13 protein-coding genes are annotated in these 14928 nt (G+C 69.3%); 5 read left to right on the top strand and 8 right to left on the bottom strand.

Annotated elements, in window-relative coordinates; genetic code table 11:
• Window positions 1-65: 65 nt before the first annotated feature.
• Window positions 66-941: a signal recognition particle-docking protein FtsY gene (gene ftsY, locus GON06_RS09185; protein ID WP_157311999.1), complete on the bottom strand. Its 876-nt coding sequence runs from the start codon at window positions 939-941 to the stop codon at window positions 66-68.
• A gap of 52 nt (window positions 942-993) precedes the next feature.
• Window positions 994-4512, bottom strand: coding sequence for a chromosome segregation protein SMC (gene smc, locus GON06_RS09180; RefSeq protein WP_157311998.1), 3519 nt, complete (start codon window positions 4510-4512; stop codon window positions 994-996).
• A gap of 559 nt (window positions 4513-5071) precedes the next feature.
• Here smc and GON06_RS09175 point away from each other — a divergent pair.
• The 5 genes from GON06_RS09175 to GON06_RS09155 all read left to right on the top strand — a co-directional run bounded on the left by GON06_RS09175 (window position 5072) and on the right by GON06_RS09155 (window position 9661).
• Entirely contained in the window at window positions 5072-5359 is a 288-nt protein-coding gene (locus GON06_RS09175; RefSeq protein ID WP_157311997.1) for a hypothetical protein, read from the top strand.
• Window positions 5360-5371: 12 nt separating this feature from the next.
• The gene (locus GON06_RS09170) at window positions 5372-6481 is read left to right on the top strand and encodes a GNAT family N-acetyltransferase (protein ID WP_157311996.1); all 1110 of its coding nucleotides are present in this window, start codon (window positions 5372-5374) and stop codon (window positions 6479-6481) included.
• Entirely contained in the window at window positions 6478-7554 is a 1077-nt protein-coding gene (locus tag GON06_RS09165; protein WP_157311995.1) for a GNAT family N-acetyltransferase, read from the top strand. The genes GON06_RS09170 and GON06_RS09165 overlap by 4 nt, the downstream gene beginning before the upstream one ends.
• Before the next feature lie 89 nt (window positions 7555-7643).
• Window positions 7644-8339, top strand: coding sequence for an ABC transporter ATP-binding protein (locus GON06_RS09160; RefSeq protein ID WP_157311994.1), 696 nt, complete (start codon window positions 7644-7646; stop codon window positions 8337-8339).
• Window positions 8336-9661, top strand: a complete 1326-nt coding sequence (locus GON06_RS09155; RefSeq protein WP_157311993.1) for an FtsX-like permease family protein — start codon at window positions 8336-8338, stop codon at window positions 9659-9661. Before GON06_RS09160 ends, GON06_RS09155 begins: the two co-directional genes overlap by 4 nt.
• A 41-nt stretch (window positions 9662-9702) precedes the next feature.
• Here GON06_RS09155 and mutM read toward each other — a convergent pair whose 3' ends face one another.
• From mutM to GON06_RS09125, 6 genes are all read right to left on the bottom strand, one after another.
• Window positions 9703-10596: a bifunctional DNA-formamidopyrimidine glycosylase/DNA-(apurinic or apyrimidinic site) lyase gene (gene mutM / locus GON06_RS09150; protein ID WP_157311992.1), complete on the bottom strand. Its 894-nt coding sequence runs from the start codon at window positions 10594-10596 to the stop codon at window positions 9703-9705.
• An 8-nt stretch (window positions 10597-10604) separates the two neighbouring features.
• Entirely contained in the window at window positions 10605-11300 is a 696-nt protein-coding gene (rnc, locus tag GON06_RS09145) for a ribonuclease III (RefSeq protein ID WP_332837391.1), read from the bottom strand.
• Window positions 11301-11313: 13 nt separating this feature from the next.
• Window positions 11314-11523 (bottom strand): 50S ribosomal protein L32, encoded by a 210-nt coding sequence (gene rpmF, locus GON06_RS09140; RefSeq protein WP_157311991.1) that lies wholly within the window; start codon window positions 11521-11523, stop codon window positions 11314-11316.
• A 2-nt stretch (window positions 11524-11525) separates the two neighbouring features.
• Entirely contained in the window at window positions 11526-12074 is a 549-nt protein-coding gene (locus GON06_RS09135) for a YceD family protein (protein ID WP_157312216.1), read from the bottom strand.
• Window positions 12075-12129: 55 nt separating this feature from the next.
• Window positions 12130-12627, bottom strand: coding sequence for a pantetheine-phosphate adenylyltransferase (gene coaD, locus GON06_RS09130; RefSeq protein WP_332837327.1), 498 nt, complete (start codon window positions 12625-12627; stop codon window positions 12130-12132).
• Between the two features lie 108 nt (window positions 12628-12735).
• Window positions 12736-14910 (bottom strand): ATP-dependent DNA helicase RecG, encoded by a 2175-nt coding sequence (locus GON06_RS09125; RefSeq protein ID WP_157311990.1) that lies wholly within the window; start codon window positions 14908-14910, stop codon window positions 12736-12738.
• Between the last annotated feature and the right edge of the window lie 18 nt (window positions 14911-14928).

The raw sequence follows: 14928 nt of genomic DNA, 5'->3' as shown, positions 1-14928 counted from the left end.
GCTATGCAACCAGCCTTGTCCGTGTTGCGCCAGCCCGACGCGCCAGCGTTGTCGACGAGTTCGGATCAGGCGCCGACCAGCGACTGCACGAACACGTGCGGCGTGAAGCCGGTGAGGTCGTCGATGCCCTCGCCCTGTCCGAGGAGCTTCACCGGGATGCCGGTGCGCTCCTGAACCGCGAGCACGAAGCCGCCCTTCGCCGAGCCGTCCAGCTTGGTGATGACCAGACCCGTCACGCCGGCGTGCTGCAGGAACGACTCGGCCTGCATCACACCGTTCTGGCCAGTGGTGGCGTCCAGCACCAACAGCACCTCGCTGATGGGCGCCTGCTTTTCGACGACGCGCTTGATCTTGCCGAGCTCGTCCATCAGGCCACCCTTGGTGTGCAAGCGGCCGGCGGTGTCGATGATCGCGATCTCGATGCCGTTCTGCTTCGCGTAGTCGACGGTCTGGAAGGCCACGGATGCTGGATCCTGGCCCTGCTGCTCCGGCCGCACGATCGCCGCTCCCGCGCGCTGCGCCCAGGTCGCGAGCTGATCCACCGCCGCTGCGCGGAAGGTGTCGGCGGCGCCGACGACGACGCTGCGCTGGTAGCCGCGCAGGAACTTCGTGAACTTCCCGATCGTGGTCGTCTTGCCGACGCCGTTCACGCCGACGACGAGCACGACGGCGGGGCGCTCCGAGAGCTTGAGCGTGGTGTCGAACTTCGCGAAGTGCTCCTCGAGCGTCTCTCGCAGCATCCGCTGCAGGTCCTTCGGATCGGTCGTGCGATAGCGCTCGACCTTCTCGCGCAGCTCGTCGATGATGCGCTCGGTGATGTCGGGGCCGAAGTCGGCGCCGATCAGCGCGGTCTCGAGGTCGTCCCACGTCGTCTCGTCGATCGTGGGCTTGACGAACATGCCGCGCAGCGCGCGACCGAGGGACCAGGACTTCTCCGCCATGCCACCAGCCTACGGTGCACGACGGTCTCGCCCCGGCGTGTTCGCCGACGGCTCAGACGGATGCTGCTGCGCGATCGCCGACGCGCTGGCCGACCACCGCTGACACGCCATCCTGGCGCATCGAGACTCCGTAGAGGGCGTCCGCGATCTCCATGGTGCGCTTCTGGTGCGTGATGATCAGCAGCTGCGAGTTCTCGCGCAGCTGCTCGAACACGGCCAGCAGCCGCCCGAGGTTCGCGTCGTCAAGCGCCGCCTCCACCTCGTCGAGGATGTAGAACGGGCTCGGCCGGGCCTTGAAGATCGCGACGAGCAGCGCCACGGCGGCCAGGGACCGCTCTCCACCGGAGAGCAGCGACAGTCGCTCGATCTTCTTGCCGACCGGCCGCACGGCGACCTCGATGCCGGTGGTGAGCATGTCGTCGGGCTTGGTCAGCGAGATGCTGCCCGCGCCGCCGGGGAACAGCACCGGGAACACCTCGGTGAAGGCCTGCCTGGTGTCCTCGAAGGCGGCGGCGAAGATCGTCTGCATCCGCTCATCGAGCTCGGCGATGATCGTCAGCAGGTCCTGGCGGGTCTTCGTCAGGTCTGCCAGCTGCTCGGTGAGGAACGCGTGCCGCTGCTCGAGCGCGGCGAACTCCTCGAGCGCCAGCGGATTGACCCGTCCCAGCTGTGCGAGCTTGCGCTCGGCGTCCTTCAGACGACGCTCCTGGATGCGACGGTCGAACGGGATCGCAGTATCGTCATCCTGCTCCTCCGCTCCCGGATCACGGGGAACCGGCTGGTCGGGACCATATTCCGCAATGAGAATATCTTCATCGAGCGCCAGCTCGGACGATACCCGCTCGAGCAGGCTGGACAAGTGCAGCTTCTTCTCGTGGATCTGCAGCTCGAGGCCGTGCACGCTCTCCGTGAGGCCCGCGAGGCGCTCGCGGAGCGAGGTCTCCTGGGCGCGCAGCGCCGTGAGCTCCTCGTTCTGGGCGGAGCGCTCCGCCTCGGCCTCGGCCAGCGCCACTCGAGCCTCGGTGACGGACCGATCGATCGAGTCGAGCACCCGCGGCAGCTCGTCCGCGACGCCGCTCGCGGCCTCGCGCTGTGCTCGCCGGATGACGGCGCGACGCGCGGCCTCTTCCGCCGCGGATCTCTCCGCCTCACGCTGACGCTCCAGCGTCACGACCCTGGTCTGCGCTGCGCGCACGCGCTCACGCAGCGTCTCGATCTCGAGGCGGGCCCTGACCTCGCCCTCGCGGGCGGTCTCGAGCGCCTCGAGCAGTCCGTCACGGGCGGATGCGTCGAGAACCGGCCGCGGCTCGCGCTCGGCACCTTCGAGCTCCGCCTTCGCCTTCGCCATCGCCTGCTCGGCATCCGCGACGGCGGACTGCGCCTGGCCGAAGCCGGACTCCAGCCGGTCGCACTCCGCGACGGCGGCCTCGTGCCGCACGGTCACGCGGTTCAGCTGCTCGGCATGCGTGGCCAGCGCGGCGTCGTGCTCGCGAAGCCGCTGCAGGGCCTCCTTGGCCTCGCGCCTGGTCGTCTCCACACGCTCGGTCGCCTCGGCGCGCTCGGTGCGCAGCGCGTCGACGATCCCGCGGACTTCGTCTAGGCGCTCCGCCGCGGCATCCCGCTCCGCAGCGAGCTCGAGCCGGGAGCGCTCCCCCGAACCCGCTCGCAGGGTGTGGGCGGTGAGCACCTCGCCGTCTCGGGTCACGATGGCCGTCGTGGTGTCGCCAAGCGCGTCCAGAGCGGCACGCGCGGACCTCGCGGCGTCGAGGTCATCGGCGACGAGCACGTGCGCGAGGATGCCGAGTACGCCGGCGGGAGCGGTCGCGACCTCGGACGCGGCGACCGTGCCCTCCACCGCCGGGGCACCGCCTGAGACCTCTGCTGAACCGATCACGATGTCGATGGCACCGCGCCCCTGCGCATGCGGCACGAGTGCGAACGCATCGTCCGCGGCATCCACCAGCACGCCCTCGGCGAGAGGCCCGAGCACCGCGGCGACGGCCGCCTCGAATCCCGCCTTGACCTGCACGGAATCACCGACGAGCCCCTGCACGCCGGGAGTGCCCTCGGCGACGAGGTCGGCGGCACCGCCCGAAAACGACAGCGCGCTCGTCAGCGCGGCGGCCTTCGCCGTCAGCGCATCGGCCTCGCGCTCCGCCTCGTGCAGCCGTTCCCGCAGCCCGTCGCGCTCCGCCTCGGCCGCTGTGGCGGCCTGCTGGGCGGTCTCGTACGCGGCGGCATGCTCCGCTGCGGATCCCTCGGGCGCCTCGCCCTCCTCGAACGACTCCAGCGCCTCCGCCGCCTCACGGCGACGGGCCTGTGCGGCCTCCAGCGCGTTCTCCTGGCGCAGCACCGCACCGCGCACGGCGGCCAGCGCGGATGCCGCGGCATCCGCGTTTCCGCGCAGCGTGTTCAGCCGCATGTCGTAGGCCGAGACCAGGGCGCTCTGCTCGGCGATGTCGACGTCCAGCGTGTCCAGCTCTGCACGAGCCTGCACGACCTCGCGGCTCGCCGCGGCTGCGGCGTCCTGCGCGTCACCGAGTCCCTCCGAGATCCGCGTGATCTCGTCCTTGGCCTCGTCGATCGTGTTCTGCGTGACCGTGATCGCCGTCACCGCGTCGTCGTCCTCGCTGCCGAGCAGCGCCAGACGCTGATTCGCCAGGGTGAACAGACCTCGCATGCGCTCCTGCACCTGCTCGAGGCCGAACGCCACGCGGCGCGCCTCGTCGACGGCGGCGGAATTCTGCTCGGCCTCCAGACGGATGATACCGGTGTGCACGGCGTCGACCTGGTCGGACAGCACCAGGCGCTCGGTGTGCCGCTCGTTCTCGGTGCGGGTGTGATCGGCGAGGGTGGTCCGCAGCGCGACGACGTCGTCGGCGAAGAGCCGGGCCTTCGCGTCCCGCACCACCGCGGCGATCGTCTGCGCCTCGCGCGCGATCTCGGCCTGCCTTCCGAGCGGCTTCAGCTGCCGGCGGATCTCGCCCGCCAGGTCGCTGAGACGAGTCAGGTTGGTCTCCATGGCGTCGAGCTTGCGGAGGGTCTTCTCCTTGCGGCGCCGGTGCTTCAGGATGCCGGCGGCCTCCTCGATGAATCCGCGGCGATCCTCGGGAGAGGCCTGCAGCACGGTGTCCAGGCGACCCTGCCCGACGATGACGTGCATCTCGCGGCCGAGGCCGGAGTCGCTGAGCAGTTCCTGCACGTCCAGCAGCCGGCATCCGGTGCCGTTGATCGCGTACTCGCTGGAGCCGTTCCGGAACAGGGTGCGGCTGATCGTGACCTCGGCGTACTCGATCGGCAATGCACCGTCGGCGTTGTCAATCGTGAGCTGCACCTCCGCGCGGCCGAGCGGCCCACGCGTCGAGGTGCCCGCGAAGATGACGTCCTCCATCTTGCCGCCGCGCAGCGTCTTCGCGCCCTGCTCCCCCATCACCCAGGCCAGGGCGTCCACGACGTTGGACTTGCCCGATCCGTTCGGGCCGACGATGCAGGTGACGCCTGGCTCGAACACGAAGGTCGTCGGCTGCGCGAACGACTTGAAGCCCTTGAGCGTGAGGCTCTTCAGATGCATGCCGGGGCCTTCGGGGTCAGGGGAATCACGCCGCTACGCTACCGGAATCCTGCGGCTCTTCAGGGGATTCCGCGCCGTCCGCCAGACGATCCGCCGCACGCGACACGCCGATGACACGCCCGAATGCTTGACTCGGCTGGGAAGTTCCCGCTAGCGTGACTCACCGATCGCTTGAAGGAAAGGAGAGACCGATGATGATCACGAAGACTGACGCCCGCCTCGACGGCCCAGCCGCGCGCTCGTTCGCGTGCTTCGCGCACTCGGTTTCTCCCGTCGGGTTCTCCGGGCTGAGCTAGCAGGCCACCCGCCCTCCTCGATCCTCCCGGCACCTCTGTGCCGGTCTCCGATCGCCGCGTCCCTGTCGTCGCATCGACACCACAGGTCTGACGCCTCCCGCGCACCTCGCCGACCATCGGCAGCGCTCCTCCGGCATCCGCCGGCCGTTCCGGCCCGCTGACCGCCGTCACCCGTGGATCCGCACGCCGCCTCGGCGCGCATCCGCCCCTGATCGCCCCATCGACGACCTCCGGGTCATTTCCACAACCTCTAAGGAATCACCGTGAACACCTCTTTGCTCACCCCCGGCACCCTGCAGCGTCAGGGACACCCGCCGGATATCGAGGATCGTCAGATCCTCACCCTCCCCGACGCCGACCAGCGTCAGTACCTGACTCCCGCCGAACGACTGAGGCTGGCCATCGGCCTCTGGCTGGTGGAGCGGACCCTTCGCCAGGAAGAACGGGTCACCGAGCAGGAGCAGCGCGAGCGCCTCACGCTCGAGCGCAACCGTCCCACCATCGAGGACGCCCAGGCGCCCATCTTCGATCTGCAGCTCCGGCTGCGCTGAAACGAGAGCATCATGACCGCCACTCCCCCTGTGCACGCGCTCCCCGCCGGCGCGACCCTGCGTCCGCTCGTTCTTCCCGAACGGGCGGACGCGGGGCCCACCCCGCTGATCCGCGAGTACGCGGAGGTGCGGAACCGCAGCATCCTCGAAAGCACCGGTCGCGATGACGACGCGCTCAGCGCGGAGTCGTTGCTGCCGATGCTCTACAGCACCCCCGACCGGACGCGGCGCCAATGGTACGTCGAGCAGGACGGCCGGATCGTCGGATGCTGCGCACTCGACATCCTGCAGGACGACGGCGGCCGCACCGCCTTCGTCATCGTCGCGCTCCTGGGGGACGCGCAGGACGAGGGGATCGGCCGGGCCGCCTACGACCACCTCGAGTCCGTCGCGCGCGACGCAGGCGTGCGCAAGCTCGTGCACTTCGCCGAGCACCGCGATGACGGATCCGACCTCGACCCGATCCCCTCGCCCACCGGCTTCGGCTCTGTTCCCGCCGACCGCGCGGCACGATTCCTCATCCGCAACGGGTACACACTCGAGACCGTGGAGCGCGCCAGCGAACTGGTGTGGAACGACGACACCGCAGCCGTACTGGAGTCGCGGCGCACCGACGCGGCCCGGCACGCTTCCGCCTACCGGATCGTGCAGTGGATGCTGCCCACCCCGGCCGAGTACGTCGACGGCTATGCATGGATGAAGTCGCGCATGTCCACCGATGTCCCCGAGGGCGACCTCGGGCTACCCGAGGAGACCTGGGATGCCGCGCGGGTCGCGCAGCAGGACGAGCGCACCGCAGCCCGTGGCTACCACCAGTTCGTCACCGCCGCGCAGCACATCGAGACCGGTGAACTGAGCGCGTTCAACGAGCTGGCGATAGGTCCGGATGCCTCGGGCACCACGCACCAGTACGACACCCTCGTGCTCGCAGGCCATCGCGGACACCGCCTGGGCATGCTCGTGAAGACCGAGGGCCTGCTGGCCTGGCGGGAGCGCTACCCGAACTCGCCCCGGGTCATCGCCTACAACTCCGAACAGAACCGCCCGATGCTCTCGATCAACGAGGATCTCGGGTTCACCGCCTTCACCTACGAGGGCGCCTGGAAGAAGGAACTCTCATGAGCACCACGCTCGCCATCGAACTGCTCGCCCTGCCGGCATCCGCCGAGGGACCCGACGCGGCAGACCTCATCGCTCTGACCGAGCTGAACAATGCGATCTGCCGTGAGGACGCGGGCACGACGGATCTCGACTACACCGCCGTCGAACTGCTCGCCGATCTGCGCGACGACGCCGACACCGTGCACCGGGTGTTCATCGTCCGAGAGGGTTCCAGGATCGTCGGCGCATGCATCTTCAATCACGCCCTCGCCGAACCGACGAGCACCGACTTCGACCTGATGGTGCTGCGTGCCGACCGCGGGCGCGGCATCGAGGACGCCCTGCTCGCGCGCGCCGAGGAGGAGACCAGGGCGCTGGGTCGAAGCGTCATGCAGGCGTGGACGCTGCACCACGGCACCCCCTCCGGACCGACCCTCACGCCCGCGACGGGGTGGGGCGCGATCGAGCAGTCCCCGCAGACGGAGCTGTTCCTGGCGAACGGTTTCGTCCTCGAGCAGGTGGAGCGCAACAGCGCCTTCGACCTGACCGGTCCGATGGACGGCGTGCAGCGCGCGCTCGACGAGGCGCTGGTCGCCGCCGGGGCTGACTACCGCCTCGTGCAGTGGACGATCCCGACGCCGCCGGAACTGCGCGACGGATATGCCTGGGCCCTGTCCCGGATGTCCACGGACGCGCCTTCCGGTGCGATGGAGATCGACGAGGAGGTCTGGGACGCCGCCCGCGTCACACGCCGCGAGCAGAAGATCATCGACAGCGAGCAGACCCTGTCGGTCGCGGCCGTCGTCCATGAACCGACCGGGCAGCTGGCGGCGTTCAACGAGCTCGTCGTCGGAGCCGATCGAAGCGAGCCGACGCACCAGTACAACACGCTCGTCCTCAAGGAGCACCGCGGTCACCGCCTGGGCATGGTGGTGAAGTGCGCGAACATCCTGCACTGGCGGGATGTCGCACCGCTGTCGCCGAGGATCACGACCTTCAACGTCGAGGAGAACCGGCCGATGCTCGACATCAACGAGGCGATCGGCTTCGTCCCCGTCGCGTACGCCGGGGCCTGGCAGAAGAAGCTGGGCTGACGACCGGTCATCCCAGCGGATGATCCCGCTTCGCGCGGATCATCCGCTGGGCCGACGATTCCGACGTCCGATCCGCGGATGCTGGAATCATGACCGCACCGATCCTGCACGCCAGTGCCCTTCAGAAGTCCTACGGCCCCACCCGCGCCCTCGCCGGCGTCGATCTCGCCGTCCAGCGCGGCGAGTCCGTGGCGATCATGGGCGCATCCGGATCCGGCAAGACCACGCTGCTGCACACGCTCGCCGGGATCATCACGCCGGACAGCGGCACGGTACGGTTCACCCCCTCCTCCGGCGAGGTGATCGACGTGACCGCACTCGGCGAGTCGGCCCGCTCCAAGCTGCGGCGCGAGCGGTTCGGGTTCGTCTTTCAGCAGGGGCTGCTGATTCCCGAGCTCACCGCCATCGAGAACGTCGCGCTCGCGCTAATGATCAACGGCATGAAGCGCTCCGATGCACTGCCGCACGCCGCCGCCTGGCTGCAGTCGCTAGGACTGACCGGCATGGAGGACCGTCGCATCGGCGAGCTCTCCGGCGGGCAGGCCCAGCGCGTCGCCATCGCCCGTTCCCAGGTGACCGGAGCCGAGCTGATCTTCGCCGACGAGCCCACCGGCGCGCTCGACTCCCGGACCTCGTCCGAGGTGATGGACGCCCTGCTCTGGTCGACCACCGGCCAGGGGCGCACCCTGGTCGTGGTCACCCACGACCCCGGCGTCGCGGCTCGATGCTCCCGTACGGTCTCGATGCGCGACGGTGTGATCGTTCCCGCGGAGGTGTCGGCATGAACGTCGGCGTGCTGCGGATGCTCCTGCGTCCCGCCCCCGGTTCGCTGGGCGTGATCGCAATCCCCGCGGTCGCGTTCGGCATCGTCACGACGCTCGTGCTCACGGTGCTGGGCGGTGCCCAGTCGTTCTGGACCTGGGACGACGACTACGGCTTCATCTACCAGGGTCTCGCCGCGATCGCCGTGGTGCTGCTCGTCGTACCGCTGATGACACTCGGCGGTGCCGCCGCACGGCTGTCCGCCCGACGGCGCGACGAGCGTCTTTCGACGCTGCGACTGCTCGGCGTGACTCCCGCAGGTGTCTCGTTCGCCACGGTGGTCGAGTCCGCGCTGATCGCCGCGATCGGTGCGATCGGCGGCATCCTGCTCTATTTCGCGCTCACTCCCCTGATCGGGCTGATCCCCTTCCGCGGCGCGCCGCTCGGCGTGCTCGCGGTGATCCTGCCCGCCTGGCAGATCCTCGCCGTCTTCGGCGGCGTGATCCTGCTCGCCGTGCTCAGCGCGGTGGTCGGCCTGCGCCGAGTGAACATCTCGCCGCTCGGCGTGCGGATGCGCGCCGATGCTCCTCGCCTCGGAGCCGTTCGAGCCGTCGCCGTCGTGCTGGTGGTCGCCGCCGGTTTCGCCGCCGTCAAACTCCTCCCGATGATTGCGGGAGCGGTGTACCTCATCGCAGGCCTCGCCGCTGTCTTCGGCGTCGTGCTCGCCGTCCTGAACCTCATCGGCCCGTGGGTGCTGGGAGTGCGCGCCCGGCGCCAACTGCGCAGGGCGGAGACACCCGAGCGGATGCTGTCGGCGCGCATGGTGCTGGACGCGCCGAAGGCCGCCTGGCGACAGGTCAGCGGCATCGCTATGGCGAGCTTCATGGCTGTGTTCGCCGGTACCGGCGTGGCCCTGATGGACGTGATGGGCACCGACGACGCCCGAGCGCAGGATCTCGCGCTGGTGACCGACATGCGCACCGGCCTGATCATCACCCTCATCGGCTCGTTCCTCATGGTCGCCGCCTCGGTGGGCGTGAACCAGGCATCCGCCATCGCCGATCAGCGCGACCTGCACGCGAGCCTGCACCGTCTCGGTGTGCCGATGGAGACGGTGGATGCCGCGCGCACGCGCGCGATCATGTCACCGCTGATGGTCACCGCGATCGGCTCCGCGCTGTGCGCGGCGATCATGATCCTCCCGCTGCTGGGGATCACGCTGATCATCGCTCCGCTCTCGCTCGTGACCATCGCGGGCGTGCTCGCGATCGGGATCCTCACGGTGTGGGCGGCGACGCGAGTGACCCGCCCGCTGCTGGCGAAGTCCTTCGCACTCGCAGCGTGAGCCACCCGAGGGCTGCACACCTGGCGCGCCGGCCCGGTTCCTCAGCGTCGGCGCTGACACCTCGGACAGAAGTGACTCGATCGGTTCATGAACGCGTCACGGCGGATCGGTCCACCGCAGCGCGGACAGGCCTCTCCCCCGCGCCCGTACGCGTTGAGGGAGTGCGCGAAATAACCGGCCTGACCGTTCACGTTCACGTACTGGGCATCGAAGCTCGTCCCGCCCTCGGCGAGGGCCTTCTCGAGCACGAGCCGCACCTCCGCGAGCAGACGGCGCAATGCCTGCACCGACAGGGCACGGCCCACTGTCTCCGGGTGGATGCGCGCCGCCCAGAGCGACTCGTCGGCGTAGATGTTACCGATGCCGCTGATCAGGTTCTGATCGAGAAGGATGCGCTTGATCGCGCTCGACCGACGACGGGCGGCCGCGATGAACGCGGCATCGTCGAAGGCGGGGTCGAGAGCGTCGCGCGCGATGTGGGACACCTGCGACGGCACCAGCGCGAGGTCGCTGCCGAGTCCCGCCGCGCGACCGTCCGGAGTCTGAAGCAGATCGTCGACCGCCAGCGATCCGAAGGTTCGCTGATCGGAGAACACGACCGCGAGCCGTCCATGCGCAGGATGCTCGATGTGCAGCCGGATGCGCTCGTGCCGCTCGGGCGCGGCGTCCGGCTCGCGCAGCAGCATCTGCCCGCTCATGCCGAGATGCGCGACCAGCGCCTCGTGGCGATCGGTGAGAGGGAGCCAGAGGAACTTGCCCCGGCGCACTGCAGCCACGACGTCAGCTCCCTCGAGCTGCGCGACGAAGTCCGCCGCACCTGCGGCGTGCCGCGTCAGCGCCCGCTCGTCGAGCACCGAGACCGACGTCACGGTCGCCCCGACCACCGCCGGCGCCAGGCCGGCGCGAACGACCTCGACCTCGGGCAGTTCAGGCATCGACGTGCTCAGGCACGGTCGCTGAGCAGCCGCCAGGCGCTGAGCGCGGCAGCCATCTCGGCCGTCTTCTTGCTGGTGCCCTCACCGGTCTGGGCGAGGTCTCCGACGAGCACGGTCGCGGTGAAGCGCCGGTCGTGGTCAGGGCCCGTCGCCTTCACCGAGTAGCTCGGCGGGGTCGCTCCCAGACGGGCGGCGAGCTCCTGAAGGCTGGTCTTCGGATCCATCGCGGCGCCATACCGCTCAGGGTCGGCGAGGAGTGGCTCGGTGAGCCGCAGCACGAGGGCGGTGGCCGCATCAGGACCGGCGGAGATGTACGTCGCCCCGATCACGGCTTCCATGGTGTCGGCGAGGATCGAGTCCTTGTCGCGTCCGCCGGTCTGCTCCTCACCGCGGCCGAGCAGCAGGTGCTCGCCCAGCCCGATGCCACGGGCGACCTCGGCGAGGGCGACGGTCGAGACGACGCTCGCGCGACGCTTCGCCAGTTCTCCTTCGTCGAGCTCTGGATGCGTGGTGAACAGCATCACGGTGACGGCCAGTCCCAGCACCGAGTCGCCGAGGAACTCGAGGCGCTCGTTGTGCGGGGAACCACCGTGCTCGTACGCGTAGGAGCGATGTGTGAGGGCACGTGTGAGGAGCTGGGGGTCGATATCGACCCCCAGCGTCTCACTCAGAGGCGCCGTCCCCCGCGCCACCTCGGTCACGATCAGCCGATCGCGATCAGACGTCAGCGACCTTGCGGCCCTTGTACTCCATGAACAGCTCGGTGCCCTGCGAGTCGGTGACGACCTTCGCCTGGTGCGGGCGGCTGTAGACGGTCTTGCCGTTCTCGACGGTCTTCACCAGAGCGGTGGGCGTCGCCTTCCACTGCGCGCGGCGCGAGCGGGTGTTCGAACGGGAGACCTTGCGCTTCGGGGGGTTACCGGCCATGACTAGCTCTCTTCTTTCTCGGCGGCCCGGCTCTCTGCCGCACCGTCCTGGTCTGTGATCTGCTGGAGCGCGCTCCACCGAGGATCGATGGGAGCGGTGCTCTCTGCGCCGGTGCTCGCGGTCAGCCTCTCACCCGTGTTCGGGTCGAGACCCGGGCAGTCCGGCTGACACACCGGCTGGAAGGGAAGCGACAATACGACCGCATCCCTGACCAGAGTTTCAAGATCCACGTGGTCGTCTTGAACCTCGAAGTCAGTTTCTTCCTCTCCAGGATACGCGAAAAGCTCCTGGAACTCGACTTCGACAGGCGCGGCGATGTCAGTAAGGCATCGTCCGCACACGCCGGAGTACTCGGCGTCCGCTGTTCCGGACACCAGAATGCCCTCGTGCACGGACTCCAGACGCACGTCGAGGTCGACGATCTCGCCGGCCTCGACCGACACGATCCCCTCGCCCCAGCGCTCCGCCAGGGTCACCTCGAACGCGTGCTCGCGCATCTCCCCCGGGCGACGTGAGATGTCGCGCACGGGCAGGACGAAAGGACCGTTCAGTCGGGATTTCACTCAGCCATGCTACCCGGTACCAGCTGGTCGCGGGCCGAGCGACTCAGATGCCGCGCGCCCCGGTGTCGAGGAAGGCCGCCACCGACGGCGGCACGAAGGGCGACACGTCGCCTCCCAACGACGCGACCTGACGCACCAGCGAGCTCGACACCATCGCGTGAGCCGGGTCGGGCAGCAGGAAGACGGTCTCGATGTCGGCCAGGTGCCGGTTGACGATCGCCATCGGCGACTCGTAGGCCACATCCACCTGCGAGCGGATGCCCTTGACCAGCACGCCTGCGTTCACGTCGCGGGCGTAGTCGACCAGAAGTCCCATGCTCCACGAACCGACGATGATGCTGCCCTCGACACCGGCGTCAGCGATGGACTGCTCGAGCAGCGACATGCGCTGCGCGATCGGCAGCATCGCCTCCTTGCCCGGGTTGTGCACCACGAGCACGTGCAGTTCGTCGTACAACCGCGCCGCACGCCGGATCACATCGAGATGTCCGAGTGTCGGCGGGTCGAAGGAACCGGGTACGACGGCGATCCTGCTGTTCACTTCGTCTCGCTCCGCTCGCTCAGCACGGCGCACTTCGTCTCGCTCCGCTCGCTCAGCACGGCGCACTTCGTCTCGCTCCGCTCGCTCAGTACAGGCATACACGTCAGCCTAGTTCTTACTGAGAGCAGCCCTGTCCTCTTCCGTCACCCGGCGCGCGATGGTGTCGCGCAGCCCCGGATGGTGTTCGAGCGCCGGATCATCCGCCAGGATCGCCTCCGCCATCTCGCGCGCGCGACCGATGAGTCCGGAGTCCTTGACCACGCGAAGCAGCCGCAGCGACGACTTCACGCCGGATTGCGACGAGCCGAGTACATCGCCCTCGCCGCGCAGCTCGAGGTCGACCTCGGCGAGGGCGAAGCCGTCGAGCGTCCCCGCCACGGCGTCCACGCGCTCCCGCGCGACCGATCCCTCTTCCGCCTCGGTGACCAGCAGGCACAGTCCTGGCACGCCGCCTCTGCCGACACGGCCGCGCAGCTGGTGCAGCTGCGAGACGCCGAACCGGTCCGCGTCGAGGATGACCATAGTCGACGCGTTCGGCACGTCGACCCCGACCTCGATGACGGTGGTCGCGATCAGCAGATCGATGTCGCCGCGCGCGAACGCCTGCATGATGGCGTCCTTCTCGTCTGACGGCATCTTGCCGTGCAGCACCGCGCGGCGCACGCCGCCCAGCTCCGGGTGCGTGGACAGCGCCTCCTCCAACTGAACGACGCCCCACCGCGGCCCCGTCGCCGTGGAGTCGAACAGCGTGCTGGCGGCATCCGCCTCCGCTGTGTCCTTCGTGGTGTCGATCGCCGCGCACACCGCGAACACCTGGCGGCCCTGCGCGATCTCCTCGGCCGAGCGCTGCCACACCCGCTGCCACCAGCCCGGATGCTCGGCGAGAGGTGCGACGAAGGTCTGGATCCCGGCACGTCCGGTGGGCATGGTGCGGATCACAGAGGTGTCGAGGTCGCCGAACACGGTCATCGCGACCGTGCGCGGGATCGGCGTGGCGGTGAGGACCAGCGCGTGCGGGCTGGATCCCTTCGCGCGCAGCGTCTCACGCTGCTCGACGCCGAACCGGTGCTGCTCGTCGACGACGACGAGACCCAGGTCGGCGAACGTGGTCTTCTCGGACAGCAGTGCGTGCGTGCCGACGACGATGAGCGCCTGCCCGGATGCCACCCGCAGGGCCGCCTTCCGCCGCAGCGGCGCGGACATCTGCCCGGTCAGCAGCGTCGGCATCAGCAGCGGCGCGAGTTCGGGGCCGAGCATCTTCGTGATCGAGCGCAGATGCTGGCCGGCGAGCACCTCGGTCGGCGCGATCAGCGCGGCCTGGCCGCCCGACTCTGCCACCTGCAGCATCGCCCGCAGCGCGACCAGCGTCTTGCCCGAGCCGACCTCGCCCTGCACGAGCCGGTTCATCGGCCACGGCGCGACGAGATCCTGCTGGACCTGTGCCCCGACATCCTGCTGATCGGGAGTGAGCGTGAACGGCAGGTTCGCGTCGAACCGCTCCAGCAGCCCGCCCGGCTGCGCCGGCCGCGGCGTGGCTCTGAGCTCGCGCACCGCGGCGCGCTGCTGCAGCAGCGCGGTCTGCAGGGTCAGCGCCTCGTGCATGCGCAGCGTGCGCACTGCGGGATCGATGTCGTTGCGGGTGGGCGGCCGGTGCACGTTCTCCAGCGCGGTGCGCGCATCGAGCAGTCCCTCCTGCACACGCAACTGCTCCGGCAGTGGGTCGGGGATCGGACCGAGGTCGTCGAGTACGCGACCGACGAACTCCGCGATCTTGAAGCTCGCCAGCGCAGCGGTAGCGGGGTAGATCGGGATCGGCGTCGTGACTCGCGCATCCGCCTGCTTCCGCGCCTCGTCCTCGTCGTCGAACATCTGGTACTCGGGATGCGAGAACTGCAGGCTGTCGCGGTATTCGCCGACCTTGCCGGAGAAGACCCCGCGGCGACCGGGCAGCAGCTGCTGCCGCCGCCATTCCAGCTGCCCTTCGCCTTTTCCGAAGAAGGTCAGCGACATCCGACCGATCCCGTCGCCGATCGTCACCTCGAGCATCGCTCCCTGCCGGTTGCGCATGCGTCGGATGCCCGACGAGAGCACCTCGGCCACGATCGTGACGGTCTCACCGATCGGCAGATCGAGGATCGGCGTCAGCTCACCGCGGTCGGCGTACCGGCGCGGATAATGCGCCATCAGATCACCGACGCTCTTCAGCCCGAACGCCTTGTCGAGCGCCTTCGCGGACGCACCGCCGAGCGCGACGTCGAGGGGCGTTTCCAGCGTGGACGGCATGCTCACGAGTCTAGAGAA

Origin of the sequence: Microbacterium sp. MAH-37 (assembly GCF_009758255.1) — a bacterium.
In the GTDB taxonomy this organism is placed as follows: domain Bacteria; phylum Actinomycetota; class Actinomycetes; order Actinomycetales; family Microbacteriaceae; genus Microbacterium.
Note: the sequence above shows the minus strand (reverse complement) of the source record. Positions and strands in the feature narration are given on the sequence as shown.